General features: G+C 65.8%; 15 protein-coding genes and 1 tRNA gene. 12 read left to right on the forward strand and 4 right to left on the reverse strand.

Going from position 1 to position 17,928, the window contains the following annotated elements; genetic code table 11:
* The 8 genes from V7Q39_RS09075 to trpB form a co-directional block, all read left to right on the forward strand.
* Window positions 1–366: efflux RND transporter permease subunit (locus tag V7Q39_RS09075; protein WP_333816246.1), on the forward strand; the 366-nt coding region annotated here is incomplete at its 5' end.
* A gap of 250 nt (window positions 367–616) precedes the next feature.
* Window positions 617–2,266, forward strand: a complete 1,650-nt coding sequence (locus tag V7Q39_RS09080; protein WP_333816247.1) for an ABC transporter substrate-binding protein — start codon at window positions 617–619, stop codon at window positions 2,264–2,266.
* Between the two features lie 85 nt (window positions 2,267–2,351).
* On the forward strand, window positions 2,352–3,479 hold the full coding sequence (locus tag V7Q39_RS09085; protein WP_333816248.1) for a mandelate racemase/muconate lactonizing enzyme family protein: 1,128 nt from the start codon (window positions 2,352–2,354) through the stop codon (window positions 3,477–3,479).
* Between the two features lie 2 nt (window positions 3,480–3,481).
* Window positions 3,482–4,315: an alpha/beta hydrolase fold domain-containing protein gene (locus tag V7Q39_RS09090; protein ID WP_333816249.1), complete on the forward strand. Its 834-nt coding sequence runs from the start codon at window positions 3,482–3,484 to the stop codon at window positions 4,313–4,315.
* Window positions 4,309–5,364, forward strand: coding sequence for a GlxA family transcriptional regulator (locus tag V7Q39_RS09095; RefSeq protein WP_333816250.1), 1,056 nt, complete (start codon window positions 4,309–4,311; stop codon window positions 5,362–5,364). Before V7Q39_RS09090 ends, V7Q39_RS09095 begins: the two co-directional genes overlap by 7 nt.
* Before the next feature lie 2 nt (window positions 5,365–5,366).
* The gene (locus V7Q39_RS09100; RefSeq protein WP_333816251.1) at window positions 5,367–6,038 is read left to right on the forward strand and encodes an isochorismatase family protein; all 672 of its coding nucleotides are present in this window, start codon (window positions 5,367–5,369) and stop codon (window positions 6,036–6,038) included.
* A gap of 240 nt (window positions 6,039–6,278) precedes the next feature.
* A complete protein-coding gene (locus V7Q39_RS09105) occupies window positions 6,279–7,091 on the forward strand; it encodes a helix-turn-helix domain-containing protein (protein WP_333816252.1) in 813 nt (270 codons plus the stop codon).
* Window positions 7,092–7,207: 116 nt separating this feature from the next.
* Window positions 7,208–8,434, forward strand: coding sequence for a tryptophan synthase subunit beta (gene trpB, locus V7Q39_RS09110; protein ID WP_333816253.1), 1,227 nt, complete (start codon window positions 7,208–7,210; stop codon window positions 8,432–8,434).
* A 133-nt stretch (window positions 8,435–8,567) separates the two neighbouring features.
* On the opposite strand, the gene V7Q39_RS09115 is transcribed toward trpB, so the two are convergent.
* Window positions 8,568–8,642 (reverse strand) — tRNA-Gly (locus V7Q39_RS09115).
* Window positions 8,643–8,944: 302 nt separating this feature from the next.
* Here V7Q39_RS09115 and V7Q39_RS09120 point away from each other — a divergent pair.
* Window positions 8,945–9,193: an EF-hand domain-containing protein gene (locus tag V7Q39_RS09120; protein WP_333816254.1), complete on the forward strand. Its 249-nt coding sequence runs from the start codon at window positions 8,945–8,947 to the stop codon at window positions 9,191–9,193.
* 161 nt (window positions 9,194–9,354) lie between these two features.
* Window positions 9,355–9,552: a CsbD family protein gene (locus V7Q39_RS09125; protein WP_333816255.1), complete on the forward strand. Its 198-nt coding sequence runs from the start codon at window positions 9,355–9,357 to the stop codon at window positions 9,550–9,552.
* A 39-nt stretch (window positions 9,553–9,591) separates the two neighbouring features.
* On the opposite strand, the gene V7Q39_RS09130 is transcribed toward V7Q39_RS09125, so the two are convergent.
* Window positions 9,592–13,032: a pyruvate carboxylase gene (locus tag V7Q39_RS09130; protein ID WP_333816256.1), complete on the reverse strand. Its 3,441-nt coding sequence runs from the start codon at window positions 13,030–13,032 to the stop codon at window positions 9,592–9,594.
* A 192-nt stretch (window positions 13,033–13,224) separates the two neighbouring features.
* Here V7Q39_RS09130 and V7Q39_RS09135 point away from each other — a divergent pair, with 192 nt between their 5' ends.
* Window positions 13,225–15,597, forward strand: a complete 2,373-nt coding sequence (locus V7Q39_RS09135) for an ATP-dependent helicase (protein WP_333816257.1) — start codon at window positions 13,225–13,227, stop codon at window positions 15,595–15,597.
* A gap of 183 nt (window positions 15,598–15,780) precedes the next feature.
* Here V7Q39_RS09135 and V7Q39_RS09140 read toward each other — a convergent pair whose 3' ends face one another.
* Together V7Q39_RS09140 and V7Q39_RS09145 are read right to left on the reverse strand one after the other, a co-directional pair.
* Entirely contained in the window at window positions 15,781–16,389 is a 609-nt protein-coding gene (locus V7Q39_RS09140) for an imm11 family protein (RefSeq protein ID WP_333816258.1), read from the reverse strand.
* Between the two features lies 1 nt (window position 16,390).
* Window positions 16,391–16,513 carry a hypothetical protein gene (locus tag V7Q39_RS09145; protein WP_333816259.1) on the reverse strand — a complete coding sequence of 41 codons (123 nt, stop codon included), beginning with the start codon at window positions 16,511–16,513 and terminating at the stop codon, window positions 16,391–16,393.
* A gap of 261 nt (window positions 16,514–16,774) precedes the next feature.
* Between V7Q39_RS09145 and V7Q39_RS09150 the strand changes: the two genes are divergently transcribed.
* Entirely contained in the window at window positions 16,775–17,455 is a 681-nt protein-coding gene (locus V7Q39_RS09150) for a nucleoside/nucleotide kinase family protein (RefSeq protein WP_333816260.1), read from the forward strand.
* Window positions 17,456–17,928 lie beyond the last annotated feature (473 nt).

Consider the following 17,928-nt stretch of genomic DNA (forward strand, 5'->3'; position numbering starts at 1 on the left):
CTGATCACGCTGATCGGCCTGATCACCAAGCACGGCATCCTGATGGTCGAATTCGCCAACCAGCAGCGCGAGACCAAGGGGGCCACGCGCCGACAGGCCATTGTCGCGGCCGCCCGGACACGTTTGCGGCCGATCCTGATGACGACGGCAGCCATGGTGTTGGCGGTGGTGCCGTTGATCATCGCCGATGGCGCCGGTGCCGCGGCGCGTCAGGCCATGGGCATGGTGATCTTCACCGGCCTCCTGATCGGGACGCTTTTCACCCTGTTCGTGGTGCCGATGTTCTACACGCTCATCGCCCGCAGCGATGTCGAGGAGAAAAATCACCGCGAGGCTGTGGCCCGCACCTTCGGCGAGGCGCGGTAACCCGCCGCGCCGGGCCTACATCGCTCAGGCTTTGGTCGACGACGGGAGGCTGTTCGCCGGGAACCGGCGCGGCCCGGGCCGATACGGTTCCCATCGTCTTCGTTTCCTGCCGGAAGCGCTGTCAGGATGTCCGGCGCGATCCCTCGGGGCGGTGCGGCATCCGGCATATTATCTGCGGATTGGGGTAAAGCGACCCCGTCGATCTGCGCCGATACTGGTTGCATCTTCAATTCCAGATCAGGAGCTGCCGATGCCCCGCCTCATGCTGACCGACCGGCCCCTCCACCCGATGGCCGAGCCCGTTGCCGCGCAGTTCCGCGCGGGCAAGATGAACCGGCGCGAGTTCTTCGCCACCATGGCTGCGCTGGGGGTCTCGACCGCGGGCGCCGTCACGTTGGGCGGGCTGACGCTGGGCGCGACCCCCGCCATGGCCGAGACCCCGCGGAAGGGCGGCACGCTGCGCATCGCGATGAACGTCAAACCCTTCCGCGACCCGCGCATCTTCGACGGTCACCAGATTGCGCAGATCGCCCGCACGGTTAACGAATACCTTGTCCGCTGGACCAGCGACTTCACCTTCGAACCCTATCTGCTGCAGAGCTGGGAGACGAGCGACGATGCCAGAACGCTGACCCTCAACCTGCGCCCGGGCGTGACCTGGTCGAACGGCGACAGCTTTGCCGCCGAGGATGTCATCGCCAACATCACCCGCTGGTGCGACCAGAACATCGAGGGCAACTCGATGGCCTCGCGCTTTGGCGTGCTCGTCGATCCGGCGTCGAAGAAGATTCTGCCCGACGCGCTGGAAAAGGTCGACGACAGGACGGTGCGCATTCACATGCCGCGCGCCGACATCACGCTGGTCGCCGGGTTGACCGACTATCCGGCGCTGATCATGCACCGCAGCTATGACGGCGAGGACGATCCGATGAAAGCGCTGTCGATCTCGACCGGGCCTTGCGAGATGGTCACCTGGGACCCCTCGGTCGGCGCCGAGGTCAAGCGCAAGGAAGCGCCCTGGTGGAAGGGCGAGTTCTGGCTGGACGGCGTGAAATGGGTCGACCTCGGGCTTGATCCCTCGATCGCCGTCGCTGCGTTGCAATCGGACGAGATCGACGCCACCGACGAGACGCTGGCGGACAACCTGCCGCTTTTCACCGCCTCGGGTGCTGAAACGAGCGAGATCGCCACCGGATCGACCATCGTCTGCCGCTTTAACGTGCAGCAGGAACCCTATACCGATGCCCGCCTGCGCCGGGCCGCACAGATGGCGGTCGACAATGCCGAAATCTTGCGACTGGGGGTCAACGGGGCGGGCTCGGTCGCTGCAAACTGTCATGTCGGCCCGATGCACGAGGAGTTCTTCGACATCGGTCCGGCCGTGCACGATCCCGCTGGCGCGCGGGCGCTGCTGACCGAAGCGGGGGCAGGGGCGCATGAATACGAACTGATCTCGCTGGATGACGGATGGCAGGCCGCCACCTGCGACGCCGTGGCGGGGCAGATGCGCGATGCGGGGCTCAACGTGAAGCGTACGGTGCTGCCCGGATCGACCTTCTGGAACAACTGGACGAAATATCCGTTCTCCGCCACCGAATGGAACGGCCGTCCGCTGGGGGTGCAGGTGCTGGCGCTGGCCTATCGTTCGGGCGAGGCCTGGAACGAAAGCGGCTTTTCCGATCCGCGTTTCGACGAATTGCTGAACCAGGCGCTTGCCACCCCGGATGTCGAGGCGCGCCGCGCCCTGATGCAGGAGATCGAGACGATCCTGCGCGAGGCAGGGGTGATGATCCAGCCCTACTGGCGCTCGGTCTACCGGTCCTTCCGCAAGGGAGTGAACGGGTTGCGGATGCAGCAGGCTTTCGAGGCGCATCTGGACAACGTCTGGCTTTCGGAATGAAATTGCCGTGCCGAGCCCACGCCCGATCCGCGCCCGGACACTGCGGGGCGCGCTGTCGGTCGGGGCTCTCGATCAAAGGACCATCATGAAGATCGCCGCTTTCCGCGTCACCTCGCTGCGCCTGCCGCTCAAGGCGCCCTATATCTGGTCTCAAGGCGTGGAAGAGGCCTTCCACGTCAACCTGATAGAGATGGAGGCCGAAGACGGCACCATCGGCATCGGCGAGACCACCACCGCCCCGGATGCCACCGCGCAGGCCCGTATCCTGCAGAAGATCGGAAGGCGGCTGATCGGCACTTCGGTCTTCGACATTGCGCAAAGCTGGGCCGAAGCCTATCGGGCACTGTTCCTGACCTTCGGCGGCAACATGCCGCGCTATGCCAACCAGCTGCAATCCGGCGTCGAGATGGCCGCGCTGGACCTGCAGGGCAAGCTTATCGGTCGTCCTGTCTGGGATCTGCTGGGCGGGCAGCGTCGCAAGGACGTGGGCTATTTCTACTTCCTGCAAGGTGAAAGCCCCGAGGAGATCGCCGCCGACGCCCGTCACGCCGCCAGCATCGGCGAGCCGGTGATCTACCTCAAGGTCGGCGTCGGGGTCGACCATGACCGGCAGGCCGTAAGCCTGGTGCGCGAGGCGATCGGCGAGGCGCGGCTCAGGCTCGATGCCAACGAAGCATGGGATGTCTCGACCGCGATCCGACGCATGACGGAATTTGCGCCCTATGGCATCGAGTATATCGAGCAGCCGACCACCTCGCGGTCGCTCGAGGCGCTGCGCCGGGTGACGGAACGCGCGCAGATCGCCATCGGCGCCGACCAGGCGGTTTTCACGCTGGACGAGGTCTACCGGGCCTGCGCGACGGGCGCTGCCGACATGATCGCCGTCGGCCCGCGCGAGATCGGCGGGTTGCGCGGCACCATGAAGGCGGCCGCGGTTGCCGAAGCGGCGGGGCTGACGCTCTGCATCCATTCCTCGATGACGACCGGCATCACGACCTGCGCGGAACATCACGTCGGCCGCGCGATCCCCAACCTTGACGATGGCAACCAGATCATGTGGCAGCTCCTGAAGGAGGACATCGTCGAAAGCCCCGGTCTGACCCCGGTGAAGGGACGATTGGCACTGGAGGGCAAGCCCGGTCTCGGCTTTGTGCTGAATGAGGACGCCGTCGCCCGCGCCGCGGAACTTTTTCGCAAGCACGACTGGGTGTGACGATGCGCGACGCCGACGCCCCGGACTGGATCAACGGCGATCCAGAAGATCTTCGCCGCTGGCGTAACACCTGTCCCGAGGTCGTGAACCCTGTCCTGCCCGAGGACGTCTCGATCGCCCCGTTCGACCCCGAGGATGGCTGTCCGGGCGGGCTTCGCTTCATGCCGGCCAAGGCAACCGGCACGCCGGTCGTCTACTTCCATGGTGGCGGTTTCGTCGTCGGTTCACCCGAAACGCACCGCATCAACGCCGCCTGGATCGCAAGCCTGGCCCGGGCGCCGGTCTATTCGATCCGCTACCGTCTGGCACCGGAGAACCCGTTGCCCGCGCAGGCCGAAGATGCCGTCGCCGCTGTCCGCGCGCGGTTGTGCAGTTATCCCCGCGCGCGGCTGATGGGCGACAGTGCCGGGGGCCTTGTGGCGCTTTGGGCCTTCGCCGGCCTAGCGGGGGAGGAACGCGTTCGGATCGAGGATGCGATCCTGTTCTATCCGGGCGGCGGCACCTCCGTGCCGCGTCCGGCCACGCTGGGCGACGACGAAACCCAGGGACTGGGGCCGAAATCCCTTGCCGCCTATCAGCGCAGACTGGACCCGAAGGGCATCGCGAAAGGCAATCCGCTTTACGACCCTGCCGCCCCGGGCTTTGCCTTCCCGCCCCGGATGACGGTTGTGGGCGGCGGCAGCGACCCGATCCTCTACCAGTCCGAGGCCCTTTCGCAGCAAGCCGGTGCGGTGCTGGTGATCGCCCAAGGCCAACCGCACAGTTTTCTGGCTGCCCTGCCGACCGAGCCCGCCATCACCCATCTGCGCCGGGCGCTGGGACTCGCGCCATGCTGAGGCCGCCGCCGCCCGGCCCCCATATTCCTGCCGCGCATCCGCCTTCGCGTGACTCGCCGCCGATCCGCTATGCCCTGCTGGTTTTCCCCGGCTTCCCGCTCATGGCCTTCTCGGCAGTGATGGAGCCCTTGCGCGCCGCCAACCTTCTAGCGGACCGCAGGCTTTATGAATGGACTGTGGTGGCCAATGCGGCCGGGCCGCTCTGCGCCTCGAACGGGTTGCGGATCGAGCCCGACCACGGCGCAGATGCCGCGCCCGACGTGGACCGGATCGTCGTTTGCTCGGGCGGCGACGCCGATCATCTGACGGCCAACCGGGCGCTGTCTTGGATACGCCGCCAGCTGCGGGCCGGGGCGACGCTGGGTTCGGTTGCGGATGGTGCCTTCCTTCTTGCCCGCGCAGGCCTTCTGGACGGCTATGCCTGCACCCTGCACTGGACCAGCCAGCGCGCCTTCCGCGAGGCGTTCCCTGACATCGAGATGCGGCAGGATCTTTTCGTCATCGATCGCGGGCGCTTCACGTCGACCGGCGGAATCGGTGCGCTGGACATGATGCTGGAGATGATCTGCCGTGACCACGGCGCCGAGATCGCGGGCGAAGTCGCGGAGTGGTTCGTGCACAGCCCCCTGCGCGACGAGACCGACCGCCAGCGGATGCAGCTTCGCTTGCGCACTGGCATCCGCGACGACATGGTCCTGACGGCCGTCACGATGATGGAGCAGGCCCTGGACGAACCGATGGAGATTCGCGGATTGGCAGAGCGGATCGGCATATCGGCCGATCGTCTTGAACGGGCCTTCCGAAAGGAAACCGGGCTGCCGCCGGCGGCCTATCTGCGCCAAGTGCGCCTGAAGCATGCGGCGGATCTCCTGCTGCATTCCAAGGGTCCGATCGACACCATCGGGCTTTCCTGCGGTTTTGCCAGCGCGTCGAGCTTTTCACGCGCCTTCCGAAACGAGTTCGGCTGCACCCCGCGCGAGATGCGTACGCGCGCCGACCGTCACGCACATGCGCACCGGCCCGGAGACGTGGGACAACAATGCACGTGAACATGACCCTGCCGCGCGGCCGCACGGCGCTTTTGCTGATCGACATGCAGGAAGAGCATCGCACTGATACCCGTTATCTGGTCGAGGCCTACGATACCGTTGCCGCAAACTGTGCCCTGCTGCTTGTGGCGGCCCGGACGGCAGGGATGGCGGTTTTTCATACGGTCTATCTTGTCGATACTCAGGCTGACATCACGCGACCTTTCCACCCTCTGGGCGACGACGGGCGATCGGCCTTCAGCGACGCAGGGACGCCCGGCGCCGAGATTTCTCCGGAACTGACGCCCCTGCCGGGCGAGACCGTGATCGTCAAGCGCGACGCAAGCTGCTTCACCGCGCCCCAGCTGCCGCAGATGCTGGACAGGGCAGGGATCGACTGGCTGGTGATCGGCGGCTGCTGGTCCGAGGCCTGCGTGGCTGCCACGGTGAAAGACGCGGTGGAACGCGGCATCCATGTCCTGCTTGTCAAGGATGCCTGCGGATCGGGCAGCCAGGCGATGCACGAAACCGCTGTCCTCAACATCGCAAACCGTCTTTATGGCGGTGCCGTAGCGGATACCGCCCGGGCCTTGTCACTGATGGGCGGCGGCGTGGCACAGACTTGGCAGACGAACCTGCCCGTGCCGATGAAGTTCACCTATGAGACCGCATCGCGCGACTACGCCGCGCTCTGATTGGGCGCCTTTACGGCTATCACGTCGAAGCGTCGCTCGCGCTCGCCTACCTGCGCCCCGAGATCGCGCCGGGCTACTACGCTCGTGAGGCGGCCAGATCAAGGTTGGCTCTTTTCTGCCGGGCTCCTGGCTCGTAAACCTTGGGTGCACTGCCGCTCTCGAGTCTCCGATGGACAACAGCACGGGGCGGGAAAGCCACATGCACCGAAACGGGCGCCATCGATGACGCAGGTCAATTCCATGAGCTTCGCGCTGCAGCGGTCTGACCTGCTGCAGGCGCGCGGAACGGCGCGCCGGTTCGATCCTCATCTGCACAGCACCTATTCCATCGTCGCTCTCCGGCGGGGCGCGGCCGAGATCAGGTCGGCCCGGTGGAGCGGAACCGCCCGTGCGGGCGACGTCTTCTTCTTCAACCCCTACGAGGTCCATTCGGCCTGCTGTTCCGGCGAGGATGCCGAATATGCGACGCTCTATCCCTCCGGAGAGTTTCTCGCCGACTGTCTGGCCCTTGGGCACAGCGACGGGCCTCCCGGCATCCAGACCGCCATTCTGAGGCAGCAGCCGGTGACGGTGCAGCTTGTCGAGGCCCTGTTCGCGCCCGTCGCAGAGAGCGGTGCCGTCGAGGCTTTGCTGCGCAGGATGCTGGCGGCCTGTGATTTCTCGACAGACCCGGCAGTTCAAAGCCCCGGTGCCTTGGTTCGCAGGGCCTGCCTGCTGATCCACGCCAACGGCACCCGTGCGATGCGGACCGAAGACCTTGCGCGCGAAATGGGGGTGCACAAGAGCCACCTTGTCAGGGCCTTCAGCACCGCGGTGGGAATGGCGCCCCAGACCTATGTCCGTCAGGTACGGGTGGCGAAGGCCCGGGAACTGATCTGCGAGGGGGAGAACCTCAGCGAGGTTGCCCTCATGCTGGATTTCAGCGACCAAGCCCATCTCACCCGTGAGTTCAAGAAGGTGTTCGGGGTGCCTCCCGGCGCGCTTTCGCGGGACATCGGCGGAACGCGTCAAACGAAGGGCGGACCGCGCCGGCAATCAGGGCGCGCGCGCTAGGCAAACGGCGTTGCTTCCACGCGCGCTTGGCGCTGTCCGCAGAGGCATGCAAATCCTGTTCAATACGGCGCCGGATCGGTCGCTTACCCTCGGCATCGAAATTTCGAGGTTTCAGGATGACGCAGGACGGCCATACACATTCGACCAGGTTCCCCGATGCCAATGGGTATTACGGACAATTCGGCGGCAACCATTATCCGCCCGAGGTCTGGCCCGCACTGGAGGAACTGGCATCGACCTATCTCGCATTGCGGGACACGCCGGACTTCCAGAACGCTCTCGAAAAGGTTCGGACGGGTCTCCAGGGGCGGCCGACGCCGGTCCACTTCCTGGAGAACACCAGCAATCAGATCGGAGGCGCGCGCATCTACGTGAAGCGCGAGGACCTGAACCATACCGGCGCGCACAAGATCAACCATTGCGTGGGCTTCGCGCTGCTCGCGCGCAAGATGGGCAAGCGCAAGCTGATCGCCGAGACAGGGGCGGGCCAGCATGGGGTTGCGCTGTCCGCCGCGGCGGCCTGTTTCGGCCTCGAATGCGAGGTTCACATGGGTGAGGTCGACATCGCGAAGCAAAGCTCGAACGTCGGGCGCATGCGCCTTCTGGGCGCCCGCGTGGTCGCGGCGACCGCCGGGCAGTCGGCCCTGAAGGAGGCCAGCGATTCCGCCTTCCACGCCTATGTCGCGCAGCGGGACCACGCGCTTTACGCGATCGGCTCGGCGATCGGGCCGCACCCCTTCCCGATGATCGTAAGGGATTTCCAGTCGGTCGTCGGTCGGGAGGCCCGCCGTCAGTTCCTGGCGTTGAGCGGCGGTGCCTTGCCCGATCATGTCGTGGCTTGCCTGGCTGGCGGGTCGAATGCGATGGGCCTCTATGCGGGTTTTCTCGACGATCCCGGCGTCGCCCTTCATGCGGTGGAGCCTCTCGGCAAATCGGGTGAGCCGGGGCAACACGCGGCGACGCTGACCTTCGGAACGCCCGGCACACTGCACGGCGCGCAGTCCATCGTTCTGCAGCAAGAGGACGGCACGCCTGCGCGGGTGTCTTCGGTCGCATCGGGGTTGGTCTATCCGGGGGTCGGACCGGAGATCGCGATGCTGCATGGGGCAGGGCGGTTGTCCGTCGCGGCCATCCCGGACGGGGAGGTGATCGATACTTTCTTTCGCATCACGAAATCGGAGGGGATCATACCGGCGCTTGAAAGCGCACACGCGCTGGCCTTCGCGATCCGGCTGGCGGCGCAGCGGCCTTCCTCGGAAAGCGTCCTGGTCAACCTGTCCGGCCGGGGTGACAAGGATGTCGATTTCGTTCTGGAGAACCACGGAACCGGAGATGATAGCTAAGAACTAGGAGCGGCCATCACCCCAAAGCGGCAACTCTGACCGCGACATGGGCGGCTCCGAATGCTCGCATCGCCCTGAAAGCAAAAGGCGCCCCTCGGGGCGCCTTCTATGCTTTTGCAAGCACTGTCCGAACTGGAGCGGGCGATGAGATTCGAACTCACGACCCTAACCTTGGCAAGGTTATGCTCTACCCCTGAGCTACGCCCGCACCGTCTGGACGAGAGGGGATGTATAAAGACCAGCGGGGGGCCGCAAGAGGGAAAGTGCTTTCCGGCGCAAATTTCTTGCTCGGTCCGTGTCGCGTCCCGTGTGCGATGCAGGCCCGTCATGGGGATGGCTGCAGTCGCGGCGCGCGCCTGTCGCGGCGCAGTAAATTCGCCGTGAGGAGTTAGTAACCTGCCGCAGAATCAGCTTGGATTCGGAAATGTTTTGAATAGCTTGCGCGGCGAAGGCAATATCGCCTTCTTGTGTGGCCGCGCCTTCTGCGCTGCCGCAATGTGGAGAAACACGATGACCAAATTCGCCCTCGTTCTGGCCGCCTCGGCCCTGACCGCCACCGGCGTCTTCGCGCAAGACGCTGCTGCCCCGGTCGTGGCCGACGCCGATGCGAACGGCACCTTCTCGCTGGCCGAAGTGCAGGCCGCCTACACCACCGCCACCGAAGAAGCCTTCAAGGCCGCCGACACCGACGCTTCGGGCGAACTGTCGGCTGAAGAGCTGCAGGCCGCCGTCGACGCGGGCGCCTTCACCGCCGCCTGATCCTTCGGGGTATCCGAACGCGGGGCCGTCCTTCGGGGCGGCCCTTTTGTTTGCGCGATTCCGCGCCGATGCCGCTGCCTGTCGGGAACCAAATCCGGCCCTGCACGTCATCCTGGCATGAAGGCGGCGCCCCTTGCGCTGCCACACGAAGGAGAACGACGATGAACAACGACCAGATCGCCGGCAAGTGGAAGCAGATCAAGGGCGAAGCCAAGGTCATGTGGGGCAAGCTGACCGATGACGACCTCGACATTGCCGAAGGCCATGCGGACAAGCTGGCCGGCAAGGTGCAGGAACACTACGGAAAGACCCGCGAGGATGCCGAACGCGAAGTGAAAAGCTTCTTCGACCGTTACTGACGCAAAGGTCGGGGTGGGCGAGATCGCCCACCCTTTCCCCTACTCCAATTCGATCAGCAGGTCCTTCGCCTCGATCTGGCTGCCTGCATGGACATGGATCGCCTTGATCGTGGCTTCCCGGTCGCAATGCAGGCCCGTCTCCATCTTCATCGCCTCGATGTTCAGGAGAAGGTCGCCCGCCCGCACCTTCTGCCCCACCGTCACCGCGATAGAGGCGACCGCCCCCGGCATCGGTGCGCCGATATGGGCCGGATTGCCGTCCTGCGCCTTGGGCTTGGCGGCGGCCTTGGCAACCATCGCCCGGTTCGGCACCCGGATCACCCGGGGTTGGCCGTTGAGTTCAAAGAACACCTTGACCTCGCCGTCCTCGGTCGTCTCGCCCACCGCCTGCAGCCGGATTTCCAGCGTCTTGCCGGGGTCGATCTCGACCGCGATCTCGTCGCCGGGTTGCATCCCGTAGAAGAAGGTCTGCGTCGGCAGGGTGCGGACCGGCCCGTATTGCCGGTGGCGGCCCATGTAGTCGAGGAAGACCTTGGGATACATCAGGTAGCCGTTCAGGTCCTCGTCATCGACGGTGATCCCGTTCATCTCGGCCGAGACCTGCTTGCGCGTGGCCTCCAGATCGACCGCCGCCATCGACTTGCCAGGCCGTTCGGTCAGCGGCCTCTCGCCCTTCAGCACCTTCTTCAGGATGCCCTCCGGCCAGCCGCCATGCGGTTGCCCGAGGTTGCCTTTCAGCATGTCCACGACGCTGTCGGGGAAAGCCACGTCGACCTTCGGGTCCTCGACCTGCGCCCGGGTCAGCCCCTGCGCCACCATCATCAGCGCCATGTCGCCCACGACCTTGGAGGACGGCGTGACCTTCACGATATCGCCGAACATCCGGTTGGCATCGGCATAGGCCTGCGCCACCTCATGCCAGCGCTCCTCCAGCCCCAGCGACCGCGCCTGTGCCTTCAGGTTGGTGAACTGCCCTCCCGGCATCTCATGCAGGTAGACCTCGGAAGCCGGAGCCTGAAGTCCCGACTCGAAGGCCGCATATTGCTTGCGCACCGCCTCCCAATAGTCGGAAATCTGCCGGATCGCCGCGATATCCAGGCCCGTGTCCCGGTCGGTGTTGCGCAACGCCTCGACGATGGACCCCAGGCAGGGCTGCGAGGTCCCGCCCGAGAACGCATCCATCGCCGCATCCACCGCGTCCACCCCGGCGTCGCAGGCCGCCAGAACCGTCGCCGCCGCGGCGCCGCTGGTGTCGTGGGTGTGGAAATGGACCGGCAGCCCGATCTCCTGTTTCAGCGCCTTGACTAGCACGCGGGCCGCCGCGGGCTTCAGGAGGCCCGCCATGTCTTTCAGCCCCAGCACATGCGCGCCCGCCGCCTTCAGCTCCTTCGCGCGGTCCAGGTAGTATTTCAGGTCATACTTCGACCGCGCGGGGTCCAGGAGATCGCCGGTATAGCAGATCGTCCCCTCGCAGACCTTGTTGGCCTCCAGCACCGCGTCCATCGCGACGCGCATGTTCTCGACCCAGTTCAGGCTGTCGAAGACGCGGAACACGTCCACCCCGGTCTTCGCCGCCTGCAACACGAAGCTGCGCACCACATTGTCCGGGTAGTTGGTATAGCCCACCCCGTTCGAGGCGCGCAGCAGCATCTGCGTCATCAGGTTCGGCATCGCGGCCCGCAGGTCGCGCAGCCGCTGCCAGGGGCATTCCTGAAGGAAGCGGTAGGCCACGTCGAAGGTGGCTCCACCCCAGCACTCGACCGAGAAAAGCTCCGGCAGGTTGGCCGCATAGGCGGGCGCGACCTTGATCATGTCGATCGACCGCATCCGCGTCGCCAGCAGCGACTGGTGCCCGTCGCGCATCGTGGTGTCGGTCAGCAGGACCTTCTGCTGTTCCTTCATCCAGTCCGCCACCGCCTGTGGACCCTTCTGTTCCAGCAGGTTGCGCGTTCCCATCGCCGGGGCGGCCTTCGGGGCAGGGGGCTTCGGTGCCCGCGCCTCGGCCGGGGGCTTCGCGCGGCCCGCCGTCTCGGGATGGCCGTTCACGGTGATGTCGGCGATGTACAGGAGGATCTTCGTCGCCCGGTCGCGCCGCTTCTTGAAGGCGAAGAGGGCGGGCGTCGTGTCGATAAACTTGGTCGTATAGGTGTCGTCCAGGAAGGTCTTGTGCTTCAGCAGGTTGATCACGAACTCGATGTTCGTCGCCACCCCCCGGATGCGGAACTCGCGCAGGGCGCGGTCCATCCGGGCAATCGCCTTCTCGGGCGTCTGGGCATGGGCCGTGACCTTGACCAGAAGCGAGTCGTAGTACCGCGTGATGACCGACCCCGCATAGGCCGTGCCGCCATCCAGCCGGATGCCGTTCCCGGTGGCGCTGCGATAGGCCGTCAGCCGCCCGTAGTCCGGGATGAAGTTGTTCAGCGGATCTTCCGTCGTCACCCGGCACTGCAGCGCATGGCCGTTCAGCTTCACCTCGGCCTGCGACGCGACGCCCGTCGCCTCGGGCAGGCTCTTGCCCTCCTCGATCAGGATCTGCGCCTGGACGATGTCAATGCCCGTCACCTCTTCGGTGACAGTATGCTCGACCTGCACCCGGGGATTCACCTCGATGAAGTAGAACTTGCCGGAGTCCATATCCATCAGGAACTCGACCGTCCCCGCGCATTCATAGGCCACATGGCCGCAGATGCGCTTGGCCATCTCGCAGACGTCCTCGCGCTGCGCCTGCGTCAGGTAGGGGGCAGGGGCACGTTCGACGACCTTCTGGTTCCGCCGCTGCACCGTGCAGTCGCGCTCCCAGAGGTGCCAGACGTTGCCCTGCTTGTCGCCCAGGATCTGCACCTCGACGTGGCGGGCGCGCTGGATCATCTTCTCCAGATACCCTTCGCCGTTGCCGAAGGCCGCCTCCGCCTCGCGCCGCCCCTCGCGGACCTTGGCCTCCAGCTCGTCTTCGCCGAGGATCGGCCGCATCCCCCGCCCGCCGCCGCCCCACGAGGCTTTCAGCATCAGCGGATAGCCGACGTCCTTGGCCTGCTTCTTGATCAGCGCCATGTCATCGCCCAGGACTTCCGTCGCCGGGATGACCGGCACCCCCGCCTCCATCGCTACCCGCCGGGCGCTGGCCTTGTCGCCAAGCGCCCGCATCGTCTCGGCCCGCGGCCCGATGAAGGTGATCCCCGCCTTGTCGCAGGCATCTACGAAATCCGGGTTCTCGGACAGAAGCCCATAGCCCGGATGGATCGCATCCGCCCCCGCCATCCGCGCCACCCGGATGATCTCGGGGATCGACAGATAGGCGCCCACCGGCGACAGCCCCTCGCCGATCCGGTAGGCCTCGTCGGCCTTGAAGCGGTGGAGCGAAAGCTTGTCCTCCTCGGCATAGACCGCGACGGTCCTCTTGCCCATCTCGTTTGCCGCCCGCATCACGCGGATCGCGATCTCGCCACGGTTGGCGATCAGGATTTTCTTGAACTCGGGCATCGGCGGCTCTCCCCAGGCGCGGCAGGACGCCTGCACATTAGGGTCGCTGCATTGCAGCGCAAGAGGGAATGACGCCGTTTTCCGACAGATTTGCGACAGTGCACCGCCGCATACCGAAACCGCGCCGCAAGCCCGAACAATCAGGGAACGCAGGCCCTTTTCCCCCGCGCCGATCCGGCTATACTGCCGGGCATGACAGGATGGGACGAAGATCAGGCCTTCGAGGCCGCAGCCGCCCCCGTGCCCCTCTCGCAGCGCGCGATGGCGGCGCGGCCCGCGCCCTATCTCGATGACCTGAATCCCGCCCAACGCGCCGCGGTCGAGGCGCTGGATGGTCCCGTCCTAATGCTGGCCGGGGCAGGGACGGGAAAGACCAAGGCGCTGACCGCCCGCATCGTGCATCTCCTGAACCAGCGCCGCGCCCGGCCGAACGAGATCCTCGCCGTCACCTTCACCAACAAGGCCGCGCGCGAGATGAAGGAGCGGGTCGGTCGCCTGCTGGGCGAGGTTGCGGAAGGCATGCCCTGGATGGGTACCTTCCACTCGCTCAGCGTGAAGATCCTCCGCCGCCATGCCGAGCTTGTCGGCCTGAAGCCGAACTTCACCATCCTCGACACCGACGACCAGCTGCGGCTTCTGAAGCAGTTGGTCCTCGCCGCCAACATCGACGAAAAACGCTGGCCGGCCCGGATGCTCGCCGGGCTGATCGACGGCTGGAAGAACCGCGCCTGGACGCCGGAAAAGGTGCCGTCCTCCGAGGCTTCCGCCTACAATAACCGGGGAACCGAGCTTTACGCCGCCTATCAGGACCGGCTGAAAACCCTGAACGCCACCGATTTCGGTGACCTCCTCCTGCACTGCGTCACGATCTTTCAGACGCATCCCGACGTGCTGCAGCAATACCAGCGCTGGTTCCGCTACATCCTCGTCGACGAATACCAGGACACCAACGTCTGCCAGTATCTGTGGCTGCGGCTGCTGGCGCAGGCGCACAAGAACATCTGCTGCGTTGGCGACGACGACCAGTCGATCTACGGCTGGCGCGGGGCCGAGGTCGGCAACATCCTGCGGTTCGAGAAGGATTTCCCCGGCGCGCAGGTGATCCGGCTGGAGCAGAACTACCGCTCGACCGGGCATATCCTGGCAGCGGCGAGCGGGGTCATCGCCAAGAACGCCGGACGTCTGGGCAAGACGCTGTGGACCGCCGGGGAACTGGGCGAGAAGGTCCGCCTGATCGGCCACTGGGACGGCGAGGAAGAGGCGCGCTGGATCGGCGAGGAGATCGAGGCCATCCAGCGCGGCACCCGCGGCATGGAGCCGGTCGACCTGAACCGCCAGGCGATCCTCGTCCGCGCCAGCCACCAGATGCGCGCCTTCGAGGACCGCTTCCTGACCATCGGCCTGCCCTACCGGGTGATCGGTGGCCCCCGCTTCTACGAACGTCAGGAAATCCGTGATGCGATGGCCTATTTCCGGCTGGCGGTGTCCCCCGACGACGATCTCGCCTTCGAGCGGGTGGTCAACCTGCCGAAACGCGGCCTTGGCGATACGGCGCAGTCGAAGATCAACGTGCTGGCGCGGGGGGCGGGGGTCCCGCTTCTCGACGGCGCGCGGGAGGCGCTGGCCAAGGGGGTGATCCCGGGGAAGGGGGCGGCGCAGCTGCGGGCCTTCGTCGAGGGGGTCGACCGTTGGCACGCCGCGACCTTCCACCCCGAATACGACCACATCCGCCTGGCCGAGACGATCCTGGACGAGAGCGGCTACACCGAGATGTGGCAGAACGACAAGACGCCCGAGGCGCCGGGGCGGCTCGACAACCTCAAGGAACTGATCAAGGCGCTGGAGCAGTTCGACAACCTTCAGGGCTTCCTCGAACACGTCTCCCTCATCATGGACAACGACACCGAGGGGGCGGAGGAGAAGGTCACGATCATGACCCTCCACGCCGCCAAGGGGCTGGAGTTCCCGGTGGTCTTCCTGCCGGGATGGGAGGACGGCCTCTTCCCCAGCCAGCGCAGCATGGACGAGTCCGGGCTGAAGGGGCTGGAGGAGGAGCGGCGGCTGGCGTACGTGGGGATCACAAGGGCCGAGGAGCTGTGCACGATCAGCTTCGCCTCCAACCGGCGGGTCTATGGGCAGTGGCAGTCGCAGCTGCCCTCGCGCTTCATTGATGAGTTGCCGTCCGAGCATGTCGAGGTCCTCACCGCCCCCGGCCTTTACGGCGGCGGCTATGGGGCGGCGGCGCCGGTGGGGTTCGGTTCGGGGCTGGAGGAGCGGGTCTCAAAGGCCGACGTCTACAATTCCCCCGGCTGGCGGCGGCTGCAGGAGAACCAGACCCACCGCCCCATGCGGCAGCCGCAGGAGGCGCGGCATGTGGTGATCGACATGGAGGCGTCCTCGCCCTACGTCCTCGGCGACCGGGTGTTCCACCAGAAGTTCGGCTATGGCGAGGTCATGGGGATCGAGGGGGACAAGCTGGACGTGGAGTTCGACCATGCCGGGACGAAGAAGGTGGTCGCGCGCTGGGTGATCCCGGCGGATCAGGTGGATGACGTGCCGTTCTGAGCCGGGGTGCCCGCGCGCGGGCAGGTTTTCCGGGGCAAGGAATTCAAGGGCTTGGCTGTGGGCGTTAGGGGTTTGTTAACCTGAGGGCAGGGGATTGCGTTGCCCGGTCGGGGTACGTCGCACTCGCCTTTCTGGGGGTGGTTTGTCGAGGGAGTGGTGGGTTGGCACCCACCCTACGGCTCGCTAAACTGTTTCTTTGGCGACTAGATTCAGACCGATCAGGCCGGCCTCAACCGCTGCGTCATGGAACTTGTCCGACACCCAGATGAACCCGCGGACCATCCGCTTATCGATCCAGACATGATGGTTGCCGATCTTGCTGCGGCTGAAGACTGTGCGTGGCTCGTTTGCCAAACCAGTGTAAAAGCCCCGTTCCGTAAGCGGCGGGCGCAACAGATCGAGTTGCAGCGTGTCTAGGCGGTTGCACGGCACGAACCAGAACATGTCCGCAAGGTGGTCGCCATTCTTTCTCACCACCTCGACGGGCACGAACTGATGCACGCCTGGTTCCAGCGCCTCGACCACATCTCGGAACTTTGCTGAGCAAATCTGGGCAAGTCGCACAATCGCGAAGTCCGGCATCCGGCTTTGATTGGTGAGCGGGCGGATGCGCGTGGGCAGAAACTCGGTCTTCACCCGCCGACCGAACCGCATCACTTGCGAGAGTTCGGGCGGATTGATCCCGATATCGATGCTGCGGTCCTCATTCTCGACCTTCTTCATGTCGCCATCGACAAGGTCGAAATCAAGGCTCGTATGACCCAGTGGCTTCTCATAGAGCTGGTAAGTCATTTTACAGCCTTTCCTTTGCCAGATGCCCCATCTTCTCCAGCATCTCCGGCTCGACAAGCCCGGCGATCTGCGGATGCAGTCGCAGGTCACCTTCCTTCACCACCTGCCGGAAGTTCGCGGTCACCCGGCCCGTGGTCTTGCGGTCCGGTGCGATGACGCCGAGCAGCCAGCAAGCCGTAGGGTGCGTGATTTTTACGCACCGTCATGGCGGAAAGATGACTGTGTCGCCGGGGGCGGGGTTTGAACTGTCATGCGTGTGGTGATGGGGGATGGTGCGTGAAATCACGCACCCTACGATTGCTGTCATGACAGGGGCAGGGTGCTAAGTTCGGCAGTCCGGTGCAAGGGTGGCTGGTGTGCGCCGGGCTTGCCTCGGGGGCAGGCGGTGGCCATTCTGGCCCGGGGCGCTGGACGGGAGGCGGGCATGGGCGGGGCGGAGACGGCGCTGGGGGCGGTGGCGGAGGTGCTGGAGGCTCGCGCGGCGGGTGGGGGCCGGGTGATCGTGGCTTTGGCCGGGGCGCCGGGGTCGGGGAAATCGACGCTGGCCGACAAGCTGGCGGGCAAGCTCAACGCCCGGCAGCCGGGTCTGGCGGCGGTGTTGCCGATGGACGGCTATCACTATGATGACCTTCACCTCGTCCCGGCGGGGCTGCGTCCGCGGAAGGGCGCGCCGATGACCTTTGACGTGGGCGGGCTCTACCACACGCTGAAGCGGATGCGGGCGCGGGATGAGGACGAGGTCGCCGTCCCGGTCTTCGACCGCAAGATCGAGATCGCCCGGGCCGGGGCGCGGCTGATCCCGCGCGAGGTGCCGGTGATCGTGGTCGAGGGCAACTGGCTGCTGCTGAACCAGTCGCCCTGGGACCGGCTGCACCCGATGTTCGACCTGACGGTGATGGTCGAGGTGCCCGAGCATGTGCTGCGCGCCCGGTTGCGGGGGCGGTGGGAGCGGCTGGGGCTGACCGAGGCCGAAATCATCGCGAAGCTGGACGAGAACGACCTGCCGAACGGGCGCTGGGTGCGGGACGGGTCGGTCGCGGCGGATCATGTGATCCGGAACGGATAGGGCGCCATATCTCGTCCCGGGCTTGACCCGGGACCTCGGCTTGCCAAGCGGCACCGCGACTTTGGGTCGAGGTCCCGGGTCGAGCCCGGGACGGGGTTTTTGTTACGGTCAGTTCGGCCGGGCGATATAGCCGGATGCTCCCACCTCTCACCTCTCCCACGAGGGGGAGGGGTGGCGCTTTGGGCGGGCGAAGGGCCAGGGTGCGCAACAAGCTGCGGATGGGGCGCGGGTTGGTGGGGTGGAACCCCCAGCCTACGGGGTGGCCGGTGCACTGTAGCGCACTCTACGGGGGGCTGAAGCGCTGTTCCGTTGGAGGCTTCTCGAATCGCCTTGGGTAGCCCCGCATTCCCGCTGGCCTTGCGGATGGTTTGGCGCTACTCTGGCCCGCGAAGACCTGGGGGATACACCCGGGCTTCCAAAGGCAGAGCAGGCGTAACAGGCGGTTTTCCATGACTGAAATGGTCTATGGCTCC

Source organism: Tabrizicola sp., assembly GCF_036781545.1.
Lineage (GTDB): Bacteria > Pseudomonadota > Alphaproteobacteria > Rhodobacterales > Rhodobacteraceae > Tabrizicola.